18 protein-coding genes are annotated in these 15319 nt (G+C 63.9%); 12 read left to right on the forward strand and 6 right to left on the reverse strand.

The window, feature by feature from the left end:
* Nucleotides 1-146: 146 nt before the first annotated feature.
* Nucleotides 147-878 (forward strand): helix-turn-helix transcriptional regulator, encoded by a 732-nt coding sequence (locus AB4136_RS14330; RefSeq protein WP_373426377.1) that lies wholly within the window; start codon nt 147-149, stop codon nt 876-878.
* On the forward strand, nt 875-1642 hold the full coding sequence (locus tag AB4136_RS14335; RefSeq protein WP_024925763.1) for a helix-turn-helix transcriptional regulator: 768 nt from the start codon (nt 875-877) through the stop codon (nt 1640-1642). Before AB4136_RS14330 ends, AB4136_RS14335 begins: the two co-directional genes overlap by 4 nt.
* Before the next feature lie 152 nt (nt 1643-1794).
* Here AB4136_RS14335 and AB4136_RS14340 read toward each other — a convergent pair whose 3' ends face one another.
* Genes AB4136_RS14340 through motA form a run of 6 tightly spaced genes read right to left on the reverse strand, consistent with a single transcriptional unit; the run spans nt 1795 to nt 6654 of the window.
* On the reverse strand, nt 1795-2226 hold the full coding sequence (locus AB4136_RS14340; RefSeq protein ID WP_024925764.1) for a hypothetical protein: 432 nt from the start codon (nt 2224-2226) through the stop codon (nt 1795-1797).
* Nucleotides 2223-3305, reverse strand: a complete 1083-nt coding sequence (gene flhB / locus AB4136_RS14345; RefSeq protein WP_024925765.1) for a flagellar biosynthesis protein FlhB — start codon at nt 3303-3305, stop codon at nt 2223-2225. The genes AB4136_RS14340 and flhB overlap by 4 nt, the downstream gene beginning before the upstream one ends.
* Nucleotides 3306-3331: 26 nt before the next feature.
* Nucleotides 3332-4348, reverse strand: a complete 1017-nt coding sequence (locus AB4136_RS14350; protein ID WP_024925766.1) for a flagellar motor switch protein FliG — start codon at nt 4346-4348, stop codon at nt 3332-3334.
* A gap of 45 nt (nt 4349-4393) precedes the next feature.
* Complete coding sequence (gene fliN / locus AB4136_RS14355; protein WP_024925767.1) at nt 4394-4780, reverse strand: flagellar motor switch protein FliN; 387 nt, start codon at nt 4778-4780, stop codon at nt 4394-4396.
* Nucleotides 4781-4808: 28 nt separating this feature from the next.
* Entirely contained in the window at nt 4809-5744 is a 936-nt protein-coding gene (locus AB4136_RS14360) for a flagellar motor switch protein FliM (RefSeq protein ID WP_024925768.1), read from the reverse strand.
* A gap of 34 nt (nt 5745-5778) precedes the next feature.
* Nucleotides 5779-6654: a flagellar motor stator protein MotA gene (gene motA, locus AB4136_RS14365; RefSeq protein ID WP_024925769.1), complete on the reverse strand. Its 876-nt coding sequence runs from the start codon at nt 6652-6654 to the stop codon at nt 5779-5781.
* Nucleotides 6655-6818: 164 nt separating this feature from the next.
* On the opposite strand from motA, the gene AB4136_RS14370 reads away from it, so the two are divergent.
* The 10 genes from AB4136_RS14370 (at nt 6819) to AB4136_RS14415 (ending at nt 15317) form a co-directional block, all read left to right on the forward strand.
* Nucleotides 6819-8627, forward strand: coding sequence for a DUF1217 domain-containing protein (locus tag AB4136_RS14370; protein ID WP_024925770.1), 1809 nt, complete (start codon nt 6819-6821; stop codon nt 8625-8627).
* 2 nt (nt 8628-8629) lie between these two features.
* The gene (flgF, locus tag AB4136_RS14375) at nt 8630-9352 is read left to right on the forward strand and encodes a flagellar basal-body rod protein FlgF (protein ID WP_024925771.1); all 723 of its coding nucleotides are present in this window, start codon (nt 8630-8632) and stop codon (nt 9350-9352) included.
* Between the two features lie 6 nt (nt 9353-9358).
* Nucleotides 9359-10759, forward strand: coding sequence for a flagellar protein export ATPase FliI (gene fliI / locus AB4136_RS14380; protein ID WP_024925772.1), 1401 nt, complete (start codon nt 9359-9361; stop codon nt 10757-10759).
* Between the two features lie 316 nt (nt 10760-11075).
* Nucleotides 11076-11582 (forward strand): hypothetical protein, encoded by a 507-nt coding sequence (locus AB4136_RS14385; RefSeq protein ID WP_245317404.1) that lies wholly within the window; start codon nt 11076-11078, stop codon nt 11580-11582.
* 86 nt (nt 11583-11668) lie between these two features.
* Nucleotides 11669-12046 (forward strand): flagellar basal body rod protein FlgB, encoded by a 378-nt coding sequence (gene flgB / locus AB4136_RS14390; protein ID WP_024925774.1) that lies wholly within the window; start codon nt 11669-11671, stop codon nt 12044-12046.
* 4 nt (nt 12047-12050) lie between these two features.
* Nucleotides 12051-12470, forward strand: coding sequence for a flagellar basal body rod protein FlgC (gene flgC / locus AB4136_RS14395; RefSeq protein ID WP_024925775.1), 420 nt, complete (start codon nt 12051-12053; stop codon nt 12468-12470).
* Nucleotides 12467-12793 (forward strand): flagellar hook-basal body complex protein FliE, encoded by a 327-nt coding sequence (locus AB4136_RS14400; protein ID WP_024925776.1) that lies wholly within the window; start codon nt 12467-12469, stop codon nt 12791-12793. Before flgC ends, AB4136_RS14400 begins: the two co-directional genes overlap by 4 nt.
* A gap of 10 nt (nt 12794-12803) precedes the next feature.
* Nucleotides 12804-13592 (forward strand): flagellar basal-body rod protein FlgG, encoded by a 789-nt coding sequence (gene flgG / locus AB4136_RS14405; RefSeq protein ID WP_024925777.1) that lies wholly within the window; start codon nt 12804-12806, stop codon nt 13590-13592.
* A 4-nt stretch (nt 13593-13596) separates the two neighbouring features.
* Complete coding sequence (gene flgA / locus AB4136_RS14410) at nt 13597-14070, forward strand: flagellar basal body P-ring formation chaperone FlgA (RefSeq protein WP_024925778.1); 474 nt, start codon at nt 13597-13599, stop codon at nt 14068-14070.
* The gene (locus tag AB4136_RS14415) at nt 14067-15317 is read left to right on the forward strand and encodes a flagellar basal body P-ring protein FlgI (RefSeq protein WP_024925779.1); all 1251 of its coding nucleotides are present in this window, start codon (nt 14067-14069) and stop codon (nt 15315-15317) included. Before flgA ends, AB4136_RS14415 begins: the two co-directional genes overlap by 4 nt.
* Nucleotides 15318-15319: the final 2 nt, after the last annotated feature.

The raw sequence follows: 15319 nt of genomic DNA on the forward strand, positions 1-15319 counted from the left end.
TGTTTTCCGGCGCAAGGCGCGATTGGTTTCGCGTTCCCCTGACGGATTCGTCCGATCGGGCGCCTTTTCGTGCCCGGAGTGAGTTTAAGGTAATTGTGACGCGTATCCGCGTCCGGGGCTGATGAAAACAGCGCCGGGCAAGAAAGATGGATTCTGGCCTCAAGACTATGACAGCCTTCGCAGCGCCTTTGACATCGGATGCAGTCGGAATTCGCCTCTCCTCCCGGGCGGACCTGACCGGCTTCCTCACCCAGCTCGCCGACGAGATCGGCGCCGACAGCTATATGCTGGTCGCCATCGTTCACGAACAGGAACGCAACGATGCCCGCATCGTCGCCTCCAACTGGCTCTATGACGCGATCGAACTGATCGGCAAGCGCCTGATCGCCAGCCTCGCCCACGGACCGCTGACGGCGGCACCCGGCACCCGCGCCCAGCCCCTGGTCACCGCCCATGCCGACACCGCGAGCGGCCTGCTCAGCGGCGAGGAAGCGAGGCTGCTCGACGTGCTCGGCCATGCCGAGCTTTATTCGCTGCGCCTGGATGTCGGCCGGCAACGCCTCTTCGTGCTGTTTTCCGCCGCCGAGACAGACCGGATCGATCCGGCGGCGCTCAATCGCGCGCAGCTGAAATGCTGCTACGCTCTGTCGCAGGTTTCGCAGCTTCTGGCAGCGGCGGCGGTGCAGGACCCGCTTTCCGACCGCGAGCGCGAATGCCTGTTCTGGGTGTCGGAAGGCAAGACCACCGAGGAGGTCGCGGTAATCCTCGGCGTCTCGGCCAACACGGTCAACAGCTACATCACCCACGCCATCCAGAAGTTCTCGGCCTCCAACCGCGCGATGGCCATCGCAACAGCGATCAGGAGTGGCATCATTTGACACGGGCTCATGCCAGCGCGACCGCCGAGCACGCTTTCGGCTCCCATTCCAACCCCTTCGGCGGCTTCGTCGGCGGTTCCGAGTTGCAGGCCGTCACCATTCCCGATGCCGTGCGCCGCTGCCGCTGGATCGCGATGGATATCAACGCCGAGGCTTTCGGGCTCTTTTTCGTCGCCCCCGCCGCCGAGCGTGCGCGGCTGGTGGCCTGCTTCGATTCCGACTATCCAAGCGTCGCCCAGGCGACACGGATGGTCTCCGATCCGGCTGGCGAAGAGATCGTCCAGCACACGCGTCAATCGACCGGCCCGCGCTGGTGGTGTGACGACAGCCAGGCCGAAAGCGGAGGCGCGTTGCGCGACCTCACCTGGGTGGAGCGGACGACGCCGCTCGTTCCCGGCACCACCGGCATCGCCTTCCCGGTCCATGCCGACCACGGCCAGTGCGGACTGGTGGTGTTCTTCGGCGCCGCCATGACCCTGTCCGGCAACGCCGTCTACGACATTCACGCCCGGTGTTTTTCACTGTTCAACGCCGTGGCGCGGATCCGGCCCGGCGAAACCGGGCGAGCCCGCGCTATGTCGAAACGCGAGCTGGAATGCCTGAAGCTCACCGCCAATGGCTATACCAGCGAAGAGATCGCCCGGCTGCTGAAACTGTCGGTACACACTGCCAACCAGTATCTGACCCAGTCGGCGCAGAAGCTGGACGCAGTGAACCGCACCCAGGCGGTCGCCAAGGCCTTGCGCCTCGGGCTCATCGACTAGCAAAGACGGACAAGAAAGCGGCTTGGGCTGCCTGTTGCCGGCGGTCGCCTACTGCATCGGCCAGAAAATCGGAATCGATTTTCGGTAGGCACGATGCAGCAGATAAAGAGTGTTAGAGTGTCCTTTGCGCGTCCAATTGGACGCGCGGCGCTCTAACCGATCGCCTCGGGACGGCGGATGCGGGCATCTTCGAGCAGGGCTTCCAGCAGTTCGGTGTTGCGCTCCGGGTCTTCGTCCGGTTTTTCGAATGAGACATAGTTGAGCACGACCGAAGCCTCGTTCTCGGTCAGCGTAAGCTGGAAATAGACCGTTGCGCCGCGTGGCCTGAGCTCCAGGTCGAGCACGATGCGCGGCCAGCCGCTCCAGTCGACATGCACCTCGCCACCATGGCCCAGCCGCAGCGTACCCGGCATGAAGAAGAGTTCCGACGCCGAATCCACCAGGTCCGACAGGCAGGCGAAATGCTCCAGCCGGATGAAGGCGATATAGTCGGCGACATCGATCAGCCGAAGCTCCGACACGACCTGCTCGATGGCGCGGGCGACGATGATTTCACGCGAAAGTGTGTGCGGCTGTCGATTCATGTGACCCGTCGGCGCTCCGCCTTGTTTGAGTAAACCACCCGTACCAACTCGGCGACTGCTTGGTAAAATTGTGATGGGATGACGCTATCAACCGAAACTTGCTTGTACATGGAGCGAGCCAAAGCAACGTCCTCGAAAATCGGAATATTGTGCTCCTTGGCGATCTCGCGAATACGCAGCGCCACGAGATCCTGGCCCTTGGCCAGCACAACCGGCGCGGCGTCCTGATCGCGCACATATCGCAACGCAATCGAGAAGTGCGTCGGGTTGGCGATGACCAAAGTGGCGTTGGGCACCGCCGTCATCATGCGCCGTCTTGCCCGGTCGCGCGCCAGCGAACGCAGCCGCGACTTGACGATGGGGTCGCCTTCCGACTGCTTCAACTCGTCCTTCACTTCCTGCTTGCTCATCCTGAGATCGCGCTTCCAGTGGAAGCGTGACCAGACGAAGTCGGCAGACGCGATCACCGCCATGACGAAGACGATGGCAACGAGGATCTGCACGGCGATCGAGCGGATGACCTGCACGAATTCGACCGGGCTGGTGATCATGCCGTTGAGCAACTGGCGATGCGTTTGCGAAAGCGCGAAGAACAGCACCGTGATGGCGAAACCGACCTTGGCCAGCGATTTCAGAAACTCGACGAACCCCTGCACGCCGAACATCCGCTTCCAGCCCTGGAAGAGCGAGATGCGCGACCATTGCGGCCGGATGCGCTCGCCGACGAATTGCGGCAGGTTCTGGAAGATCGAAGCCCCGATGCCCGCGACCACCAGGAGCACGAGCAGGCTGACCACGGCGCGGCCGATCTCGGCCAGCACCATGCTGTAGAGCTGGATGACGTCCGTCTCGGTGTCCATCGGCCAGGATTCCGGCCGTTCGAGAAACGATGAGAGGAATACGCTGAGGCTGAGAACGGCTTCGCGCGCGTAGAACACGGTGAAGACCAGGATGGCGACGAAGGAGGTGAGGATCGCGGCTTCCTTCGAGTGGGGCAGCTTGCCCTTCTCGACGGTGTCGCGAATCTTCTTCTCTGTGGCTTCCTCGGTTTTGGAGTCCTTGTCCTCGCCGTCAGCCATGTCGCGCCCGACCCGTCAAGGCGCGATCAGGCGGCGTCTGCGCTCGGCGCGGACGGCAGCTCGTAGGCTCCTTCGCGCGCGAGACGCACCGTGGTCGCCGCGATCGTCTTGCGGGCGCCCATGATATCGGCCAGCGGAATGCCTTCCGAGCCCTGGCTGAGCTCCGCCTCGATCATGCGCCGCGAGCGCTGGCCGATCGACGACAGCACCGCCTCGGTGAGCGCCGGCGGCGCCCCGCGCAGCGCCAGCGTCACCACTTCGCTGGACAGGCCGTCGAACACCAGAACGCGTGCCTTCTGGGTGAGCAGCGGCAGGTCGTCGAAGTTGAAGATGCGCGCCTTCACCCCGTCCAGGTCAGGGGTGCCTGCTGCCTCCAGGTCCTGCATCGTCTCGTCAAGCTGGGTCTTGTCCATCTCGTTGAGCAGGCTGGCGACGCGGATCTGGCCGGCGGTGGTGTCTCTCGAAGCGGTTTCGGCAAGCACGCGAGCGCGCAACTGGTTCTCGATGATCCGAGTCGCCGTTTCCGGCACCACCGTCATCGTTACCATGCGGCGCAGGATTTCGCTGCGCAGCGGCTTGTCGAGGATAAGCAGCACGGCGGATGCCGGCTGCGGCGACAGCATCGACAACACCATCGCGGCGGTCTGCGGGTGTTCGCCGGCCAGGAAGGTGCCAAGCCGCTGGGGTTCCAGCTTTTCCAGTTGCGGCCAGATCGGCGGCGGGCCGGACGGCTCGGCTTCCGCCTTCTTGCCGCTCATGATGGCGTCGACTTCTTCGGGCGACAGCGATTCGTTGAGAATCGTGTCCATCTTGTCGGCGGAATCGAGTAGGCCGGCACCCTCGGTGAACTCGGCCTCGAACTCCGCGACGACGCGTTCCAGATCGGCCTGCGGGATGGTGCGCAACAGACGCGCGGCTTCGATCAGCGCCTTCAGCTCTTCCTGCTTGAAGAACTTCAGCAGACGGCTCGCCGAGGGCTTGCCCATGGCAACCAGAATGGCGGCAGCCTTCTGCGCACGCGACAGCGTCAGCATCGTGCTCATCTCGTCTCATTCCCCGATCGCATGGAGGCCCCCGCCGTCATTTTGTCAACCAGCCTTGGTGGCGGTGACGATCTCGGTCAGCCGGATGCCGAAGCGCGACGGATCGTTTTCCAGAACGGTGATTTCGCCGCGCGCGATGCGGCGGCCATTCACCACCACGTCGACCGGCTCGCCGATACGGCGGTTGAGCGCCACGGTCGAACCCTTCTGCAGCGCCATCAGGTCCGAGACCTGCATTTCGGCGCTGCCCAGCACGATCTGCACGTCGACCGGGATGTTGAGGATGACGCCGGGGTTGGCGGCGGACGCATCCCGCGCCGGACCGCCGACGCGCTGCTCTTCCTCCTGCAACACGCCGCGCAGTTCCTCGATGGCGCGGTTGAGCTGGTCGTCCGGAGCGTCGAGATCGGTTTCGTTGTTGGTCTTGTTCATGCGTCGTCTCCAAGAAGCAGCTGCCGGCTCAGCCGGGCATCAACCCGTCGATGAAATCCTGCCCGGCATCGTATGGCTGATTGATGCGGACCGTGTAGTTCTGTCCAAGCTTGCCGAATTCGCAAACGAACAGGGTCTTGTTGCGCGCCGACAGCCTGGCGCGCCCCTGCGCGTTTTCCTCGATTTCCAGCACCTGGCCGGCCTGCAGCAGGGCGAGATCGCCGAGCGTCATCCTGGCAAGCGGCATCGTCGCCTCGAGCGTGACCGCCGAACGCTTGACCTCTTCCGAGAAACGCTCGTGCCAGTCGGTCTCCGAGCCCTCTTCCTCGCCAGCTGCGCCGGGACCGTTGCGCTGCACCAGAAGCACGCGCTGCGGGATCATGACGGTGATCGTGCCGCTTTCGGTCGGCGTCGACAGGCCGAAGATGATGCGCACGGCAGCGCCGTCGCGCAACACGCGGCGGCGCGCCTCGTGGCCGGACATCGCGCGCGGCACCGGCAGGCGAAGGTCCAGCGACCGTTTGCCCGAACCGTTGAGGATCTGCGCTATCTCTTCGAACACCAAGGTCGCGACATCCGCCTCGAGCGGCGAGAGGTCGCGCTGGATCGGCGTGACGGCCTGGTCAGGGTCGCCGCCGAACAGCGCGCAGATCATCACCGCCACCGCCCGCGCGTCCATCACCAGGGTCAGCGCATCCGACGACACCGGCGAGGACACCACGGTCATCGCGAAATTGTCGCCGGCCTGTTCGCGCGCCTCGGTGGTGCGCGACACTTCGACCGCCCTCAGATCGATCGTTACCTGCGCGCCGATCTCGCCCGAGAGACGCTTCTGCAGCGGGGATACGACACGCTCGGCCAGCGAACGGCCGGCGCCAATGACATGCGACGCCTCGCCACTGTCGCCGACCAGGCGCTCGATGATCAGCGCGCGGCTGTCTTCCATTGTGGCCAGGCCGCTCATGACGCCGTCCCGCCCCTGCCTTCGAATGCCATGCTCACGCCGCCTTCTTGTCGGCGGAGCCGGTGCTCATCGTGCTCTGTTCGACCGCGTCGATCGAGGGGCGGTCATAGGACGAGATCGTCTTGCGGCCGAACTCGATGGCGACCTGCGGCAGCGAGCCGTTCATGTAGGCGAGCAGGGTCTGCTTCACGATGATGTAGAGCCTGTTCTTCTTCTCGCGCACCATCTTGATCTTGGTGGCGATAGGACCGACCACCGCATAGGAAAGGAAGATGCCGAGGAAAGTGCCGACCAGGGCGGCGCCGATCAGGCCGCCGAGGATCTCCGGCGACTGGTCGAGCGCGCCCATCGCCTTGACGACGCCGAGCACCGCCGCGACGATGCCGAGCGCCGGCAGGCCGTCGCCCACGGCAACCATCGCGTGATAAGGCTTCAGCTTGTCCGCCTTGATGGTCTGGATTTCCTCGTCCATCAGCGCTTCGATCTCGAACGGACGGGCATTGCCGATGATGATGATGCGGCAATAGTCGCAGATGAAATGCGTCAGGTCGTGGTTCTTGAGCACGGTCGGAAACGCCTGGAAGATCGGCGACTCTTCGGGATTGTCGATATGCGCCTCGACCTCGGAGCGCGACTTGGAGCGCAGCTCGCGCATCAGCGAATGCAGCACGCCGAGGGTTTCGAGATAGTCCCGTTCCTTCGGCACCGACTGCTTGAAGGCTTCCATGATGCCTTTACCGGTGTCCTTCACCGTCTTCATCGGATTGGCGACCAGGAAACACCCCAGCGCCGCACCGCAGATGATCACCGCTTCCCACGGCTGGATCAGCACCTGGATGTGCCCACCCATGGCCATGAAGCCGCCAAGGACGCAACCAAGCGTCACCACCAAGCCGATCAGAATGCCCACTGCCGGTCCTTCCGCAATTCAACTGCATCAGGAAATAGACGCCGTGCCTTGTGTGAGGCTTGAATCGCCGTGGCCGACCTCGCTTAGGTTTTAAGCGATCCGATTCAGCTTCGCGCAAGGAACCTGAGCTACTTTAGCACGAACTGCTTCAGCGGGAGGCGTGCGTGACGACGTATCTGGATTATCAACTGATCACGAGAGACCTGAACAAGTCGCTCGACCGAACCAGCAAGCAGGTCGTCGTCTCGCGCGAGACGAAGTACTATCTCGACAACATCGGCAAGGTGAAGTCGATCGACGATTTTCTCAAGAACGACCGGCTGTTCAAATATGCCATGAAGGCCTTCGGCCTCGAGGACATGTCCTATGCCAAGGCGTTCATGAAGAAGGTGCTGACCGAGGGTGTCGACAGCCCCGACTCCTTCGCCAACAAGCTGACCGACAAGCGCTACGCCGACTTCGCCAAGACCTTCAATTTCAAGCGCTATGGCGCGAACGCCACCACCTATAACGGCGCGCAGAACGATGTGCCGAAGAACTTCAACGCTCAGGTAATCCTTACCTACTCGCAGCAGGGCGTCGACTTCGTCGAAAACGAAGTCAGCTATTACATCGGCAAGATCGGCAACGTTAAGTCGATCGACGACCTGATGGCGGATTCGCGGCTGCTCTACGTCGCCATGGGCGCCTTCGGACTGGACGCGAAGAAGGAGCCGCCGGCGACCGTCCGCCAGATGCTGGAAGGCGGCGTCACCGACCCCAACAGCCCGGCCAACAAGCTCTACGACAAACGCTACGCGAACTTCGTCGCCGCCTTCAATTTCGTCGAGAAGGGCGACCAGACGACGGCGCAGGACTCGGTGCAGAACCTGGTGCCGAAGCAGTTCATCGCCAACACCGGCCTGGTCACCATCGTGCCCCGCGCCGAATACACCAAGGCCGAGAGCGACTACTACAAGGCCAATATCGGCAATGTGAAATCCATCGACGACCTGATGGCCGACAAGCGCCTGCTGCGCGCCGCCATGGCCGCCTATGGGCTGGATGTGGATGTCGAAACGCCGAAGACCATTCGCAACATGCTGGAGGGTGGCGTCACCGATCCCAACAGCCCCGCCAACAAGCTGACCGACAAGAGTTACGCGAACTTCGTCACCGCCTTCAACTTCGTCCAGTATGGCGACACGACGACGAGCCGCGACGCGGTGCAGAAGGACACGCTCAAGCTCTTTTCGACCAAGAGCTCGTTGGGCATGATCAAGCCCGGTTCCGACTACATCGCCGCCGAGACGGCCTATTACAACGCCAACGTCGTCAAGCTGACCTCCATCGACGACCTGATGGCGAACCAGCGCCTGCTGAACTATGCGCTGAGCGCCTATGGCCTGGACCCGTCCACGCAGACGCCAGCGACCGTCCGCAAGATGCTCGAGGGCGGCATCACCGACCCCAACAGTCCGGCCAACAAGTCCGGCAGCAAGGCCTATGTCGCCTTCGTCACCGCTTTCAACTTCGCCCAGTATGGCGAGAAGGCGACGACCCGCACGCTGGCCCAGCAGCCATCGACCGACAAATATGTGCGCCAGACGCTGGAAGAGGACGCCGGCAAAACCAATGACGGCGTTCGCCTGGCGCTCTATTTCCAGCGTAAGGCGCCGACGCTGACCAACTGGTACGAGGTTCTGGCCGACAAGGCGCTGTCCCAGGTGGTGCGTACGGCCTTCGGTCTGCCGGACTCCTTCGCCAAGGCCGATATCGACAAGCAGGTGCAGCTCTTCCAGCAGAAGTTCAACATCAAGGACTTCGCCAACCCGCAGAAGCTCGGCAAGTTCATCGGCCGTTTCACCACCATGTACGAGATGAACAACCCTTCCTCGCCGCAGATCTCGGCGGCCAGCGTCCTGTTCGCACAGCCCACCACCGCAGGCATTTCGACCGACCTCCTGCTCACCATGCAGCGAATGAAATTCTGACCATGCAAGACAGCCTCTACGTCGCCCTCTCCTCGCAGATCGCGCTGGAAAAACGCCTCAACACCATCGCCGACAACGTCGCGAACGCCTCGACGGTCGGCTTTCGCGCCACCGGCGTGAAGTTCGAGGACGTCGTTTCCGGCACCGGGCAAAAGGCGGTCTCCTTCGCCTCCACTGGCGACACCTTTCTTTCAGGTGCGCATGGCGGCATGCGCGAAACCGGCAGTCCGTTCGATTTCGCCGTGCAGGGCGACGCCTGGTTCGGTATCCAGACGCCCGCCGGCACGGTAATGACGCGCGACGGCCGTTTCTCGATGAACGAGAATGGCGAGCTGTTGTCGATCGAGGGCCACCAGGTGCTCGACGCCGGCGGCGCGCCGATCCAGCTCGACCCTCGTGGCGGTCCGCCGAAGGTCAGTGCCGACGGCGCGCTACGCCAGGGTGATCGCCAAGTCGGCGCCATCGGCCTGTTCAGTTTCGACCCAGGTGTGAATTTCACCCGCTATGGCAATTCGGGCATCGTGCCGCCGAAACCGCCGGAACCCATCACCGACCGCTCCGACGTCGGTGTCGCCCAGGGCTTTCTGGAGGATTCCAACGTCAATCCGATCATGGAGATGATGCGGCTGATCCAGGTGCAGCGCGCCTTCGAGAACGTCGCGGCGATGGTGCGCCAGGCCGGCAGCTCGACCGACGACGCAATCAAGACCCTGGGATCCAAGTAAGCGCCCATGGCCGCCGACCGGTCCCTGATCCGCATTACCGAAAGGGACGGCATGCCGGAAAACCGGCTGGCCGTGCTGGAGCATGTGTGGCGCCGTTTCGACGACGACACCGCGATGTTGAAACAGGGCGGGCTGGTCGCCGAGGTTTCACCCACGCACTACAAGGTGAACGGACTTTCCGACATCGCCCGGCTCGGCGACGTCGTCGAACACCGGAGCCGCAGCGGTTCGCGGCAAGGCGAAATCGTCCATATCGGGCGCGACGATGTCGTCGTCGCCCCATTTGAGCGCAGCCCCGATGCCGGCATCGGCGACGCCGTCTTCCGGCGCGGTCCGTTGACGGTGACGCCGCATTCGTCCTGGCGCGGCCGTACCATCGACGCGCTTGCGCGCGCCATCGACGGCGGCCCGCCGCTGCTGCGCAGCCCGGACACCGGCGCACACCACGATGCGACGCCCGGCGCCATGGCGCGGCAGCGCGTCGGCACGTCCTTCACGACCGGCGTGCGTGTCATTGATATCTTCACGCCGCTCTGCTTCGGCCAGCGCATGGGAGTGTTCGCAGGCTCTGGTGTCGGCAAGTCGACGCTGCTCGCCATGCTCGCCGGCGCCGACGCTTTCGACACCGTGGTGGTTGCTCTGGTTGGCGAACGCGGCCGCGAAGTGCGCGAATTCCTCGAGGACACGATCGGCGAGGAAGCGATGCGCAAGACCGTGGCGGTGGTCGCGACCAGCGACGAAAGCGCCATGATGCGCCGCCGCGCGCCTGATACGGCGATGCGGGTTGCCGAACATTTCCGCGACCAGGGCCATCGCGTGCTCCTGGTGCTGGATTCCATCACACGCTTTGCGCACGCGCTGCGCGAAGTGGCAACCGGCACCGGCGAGCCGCCGGTGGCGCGCGGTTATCCTGCCTCCGTCTTCACCGACCTGCCGAAGCTGCTTGAGCGCGCTGGACCTGGCCTCGAGGGAACAGGTTCGATCACCGCCATCATCTCCGTGCTTGTCGACGGCGACGATCACAACGACCCGGTCGCCGATTCCGTGCGCGGCATTCTCGACGGCCATGTCGTGCTCGACCGCACGATCGCCGAGCAGGGACGCTATCCGCCGGTGAACCCGCTCGCATCCATCTCGCGCCTTGCCTCGAAGGCATGGACGCCGGACCAGCGCACATTGGTGACCAAGCTGAAGTCGATGATCTCGCGCTTCGAGGACACGCGCGACATCCGCCTGCTGGGTGCTTATCAAGGCGGCGCCGACCCGGAGCTCGACATGGCGGTGCGCCAGGTTCCGTTGATCTACGAAGCGTTGACGCAATCGCCCAAGGATGGCCCCTCGATCGATCCTTTCTCGGATCTCGCCCATCACCTGAGAGGCAGGCAGAGTGCAGATGCGGGAGATTGATCTTCAACAAACAGAGGCGTTGTTGCGCGAGATGCTGGCGCAGGCGGAAGAAGCCGAGGAGCGCGCCCGCCCCCGCAAACGCCTGTTGTCCAAACTGCCCAACCCGCTTTCGGGATTGGGCCGCAAACGCGCTTCGGCTGGCAAGGCTCAACGGGAGGTCGGCAGAAGCGATGCGCTGGCCGAACTGTTCGCGCCGCCCGATATTACGCCCGAGCCCAGGCAACATTTACCAAATCTAAGCTCGCGCAGGCGTAAGACTGCCCGGACCGATGTCATCCGAGATCGGCCCCAGCAATCGAGCGAGCCGACCCCGAGGATGAAGAAAGACACCCGGCGCACTGATTTTATCATGGCCGCCTGCGGCGTGGCGCTCGGCCTCACGTGCGCGCTGTTTCCCTGGTATATCTTCTTCAATCCCGATCAGTTCGGCGTGCAGGCAATGAAGTTCGGCGGCCGCGGCCACAATGCCGGGCGCATCATGGTCCAGCCGGACGGCGCCGGCACCGCCGATCCATTGCCGGCTCAATTCGCCGCGCTGAACGCCAATCTCGACCTCGGCTTCACCGGTTCGCTGCAAACCAAATCGCTGACGCCGGAACAGGCGCCGGGAGCTGACGAACAGCCTTATCCGCTCGAGGCAGTGACGTTCCGCCTGGTCCATGTCGCCAACGGACGCGCCATGATCGAGGACAATGCCGGGCTTTGGATCGTCCAGCCCGGTTCGACCCTGCCGGACTCCTCGCGCGTCAAGTCGATCGAGCAGCGCAAGGGCAAGTGGGTTCTGGTCACCAGCACCGACCGGGTCATCGAAGTCTCCAAATAGGACCACGCGCACCGAGCCTTGCCGATACGCGTAAGGCCCGCGCAAGACTGGTGTCCTAATTTCCGGTTAACGATCCGGAGATTCCCATGGAGCCTGTCAACCTCTTCGACCTCGCGACCCGACAGTCCCAATGGCTGTCGGTCAGGCAATCCTCGGTTGCCGGCAACATCGCCAATGCGAACACGCCCGGTTACACCGCCACCGACGTCGAGCCTTTCGAGAAAGTGCTGGACCGCACCGCCGTTCGCCTGAGCGCGACGCAGAGCGGCCATCTCGGCGGCGCCACGGAAGCCGCCTTCACCGTCAAGCCGCAGGAACCCACCGGTCCGGTGATGCCGTCCAAGAACACGGTGGTGATGGAGAACGAGCTGATGAAGGCCGGCGAAATCCGCCGCGCCTTCGAGCTGAACACGGCCGTCGTCAAGGCCTTCCACACCATGCTCATGACCACAGTGAAGAGCTGATCCGATGGACGCACTAGCCGCCGCTCTCAAGGTTGCAGCCTCCGGTCTCGGTGCGCAGTCCGAACGAATGCGCGTCGTTTCCGAAAACCTCGCCAACGCGCAGTCCACCGGCACGACGCCCGGCGCCAATCCCTATCAGCGCAAGACCATCTCCTTCGTCTCCGAACTCGACCGCGCTTCCGGCGGCTCGCTGGTCGAGATCAACTCCATTGCCCGCGACCCCGCTGATTTCCCGGTTGAATTCCAGCCCGGCAACCAGGCGGCCGACGCGAAGGGCTACGTCAAGATGCCCAACGTCAACGTGCTGATCGAGATGGCCGACATGACCGAGGCGAACCGCTCCTACGAAGCGAACCTGCAGGTAGTGAAGCAGGCTCGCGATCTCATTTCGATGACCATAGACCTGATGAGGAACCAGTCATGATCGGCGGTATCGGCGCTGTCCACCTAAAGTCCGCCAACAGCGGTTCGGAAACCTCCACCGACCTTCTCACCGGAACGGGCGCCGCCCCGACCGGAACCCAGGTCGCATCCACTTTCGCCGAGGCGCTCAACCAGGCCGCCACGAAGACGGTGAACACCCTGCAGCATGCCGAGCAGGCTTCCATCCAGGCCTTGAAGGGCGATGTCGACACCCGCCAGGTGGTCGACGCCGTGATGGGCGCGCAGCAGGCGCTTCAGACGACCATCGCCATCCGCGACAAGATCGTCTCCGCCTATCTCGAAGTCAGCCGTATGAGCATCTGAGGACACATCCGTGAAAGCCCTTGCCATAGCCGCCACCGGCATGAATGCCCAGCAGACCAATCTGGAAGTCATCGCCAACAACATCGCCAACATCAACACCACCGGCTACAAGCGCGCGCGGGCGGAGTTCTCGGATCTTCTCTACCAGGTCGACCGCACCCAGGGCGTTCCCGACCGTGGCAACACCTCGGTCGTGCCGGAAGGCGTGTCGATCGGCCTCGGCGTCAAGACCAGCGCCGTGCGCAACGTCCACATCCAGGGCACGTTCACCAACACAGGCAACGAGTATGACCTCGCGCTGGACGGCAAAGGCTGGTTCCAGATCGAAGGCGCCGATGGCCAGACGCGCTACACGCGCGCCGGCACCTTCAACACCAACGCCACCGGCCAGATGGTGACCGTTGACGGCGCGCCGATCGTTCCGGCCATCACCGTGCCGCTCGACACCAAGGAACTCATCATCAACAAGACCGGCCAGGTCTTCGCGCGTGTCGATGGCCAGATGGATCTGCAGAACCTCGGACAGCTGACCATCGCCACCTTCGCCAACGAGGCCGGCCTGGCGCCGCTCGGCGACAATTTGTTCCAGGAGACCGTGGCTTCCGGCCCGGCCAATGTCGGCGTGCCGGGCGACCCCGGTTACGCCACCATCCGGCAGAACTATGTCGAGAACTCCAACGTCGACCCGGTCAAGGAGATCACCGACCTGATCTCTGCGCAGCGCGCCTATGAGATGAATTCCAAGGTCATCCAGGCCGCCGACGAAATGGCAGCGGTCGTCTCCAAGAACATTCGGTGACATCATGATCCGGCTCGCCCTCGGTCCTTATTTCCGCCGTCTCGCGCTCGCTCTGGCATTGGCCATGGGCGTCGCGCCGGCCTTTGCCGACGAGGTCGTGCTGATCCCCAACCGCGTGATCTATCCCGGCGAAACGATCGGCCTCGCCGCGCTGAAGGAAGTCACGCTCGGCGCCGGCAAACGCAAGCCGCAGGGCGTCGTCACCGTCGCCGCCGACCTCGAAGGCAAGATCGCCAAGCGCACGCTTTTGCCCGGTCGCTACATTCCTGCCACCGCGCTGCGCGATGCCTGGCTGGTCGAACAGGGCGCGCCCGTCCTGATCAACTTCGTCGTCGACAGCCTCTCCATCACCGCGTCCGCCATCTCCTTGCAGCCCGGCTCCGCCGGCGACCTGATCAAGGTCCGCAATGTCGACAGCGGCAAGGTGCTAACCGGCACGGTCATGGCCGACGGCACCATTCGGGTCAGCGCTTCATGAAGAAGTGCCTCACTTTCACTCTTGCGGCACTGCTTTGCGCCCAGCCCGTCCTCGCCGACGGCCTGAATGCCAAGGCCAAGCGTGAGCTCGCGGCCAAGGCGACGCGCGAAGGCGGCCAGTTCGACGATCCCAACTACGATCCCGACACGGCAAGCCGCATGTTCCAGGTCTCGCCCGGGCCGAGCTCGCTGCCGCCCGGCCAGGTGGCCTCGCGCATCAAGGACGTCGCCCGCCTGCAAAGCGCCCGCGACAACCAGCTCGTCGGTTATGGCCTGGTCATCGGCCTGCAGGGTTCCGGCGACTCGCTGCGCAATTCGCCCTTCACCGAGCAGTCGATCCGCGCCATGCTGGAAAATCTCGGCATCGCCTCGCTCGGCACCAATGCGCGCGCCAAGAACGTCGCCGCCGTCATCGTCACCGCCAACATGCCGCCCTTCGTGCAATCCGGGGCGCGCATCGACATCAATGTATCCTCGATGGGCGACGCCACCTCATTGCAGGGCGGCACGCTGATCATGACGCCGCTGAAGGCCGCGGACGGCGAAATCTACGCCGTTGGCCAGGGCTCTGTGGTCGTTTCCGGCTTTACCGCGCAGGGTCAGGCGCAGCAGGTGACGCAGGGCGTGCCGACCGCCGGCCGCGTGCCCAACGGCGCCATCGTCGAACGCCAAGTGCAGGCGGAATTCGGCGACCAGGCAATGCTGACGCTGCAGCTCTACAACGCGGACTTCTCGACGGCCGTCCGCATCGCCGACGTCATCAACGACTACACACGCCAGCGCTTCGGCGCGCGGGTCGCAGCTGAACGCGACAGCCGCACGGTTTCCGTCAAGAAGCCGAAGGGTGTCTCGGCGGCACGCTTCTACGCTGAGATCGAGAACCTCGTGATCGAGGCCGACACGCCTGCCCGCGTCGTCATCGACGAACGCACCGGCACCATCGTCATCGGCAACCAGGTCAAGATTTCGCGCGTCGCCATCAGCCACGGCACGCTCACCGTGCGCATTACCGAGGCACCGACCGTCATCCAGCCGGAGCCCTTCTCGCGCGGCGTGACAGCGGTCGAGCCAAACACGGCCATCGACATCAGCCGGCCCAACGGCCGCGTCGCCGTGCTCGACGGTCCGAACCTCGAGACGCTGGTTTCCGGACTCAACCGCCTGGGCGTCAAGCCCGACGGCATCATCGCCATTCTGCAGGGCATCAAGTCGGCCGGCGCGCTGCAGGCCGATCTCGTGCTCCAATAGGC

Origin of the sequence: Mesorhizobium sp. 2RAF21 (assembly GCF_052115345.1) — a bacterium.
In the GTDB taxonomy this organism is placed as follows: Bacteria; Pseudomonadota; Alphaproteobacteria; order Rhizobiales; family Rhizobiaceae; genus Mesorhizobium; species Mesorhizobium terrae.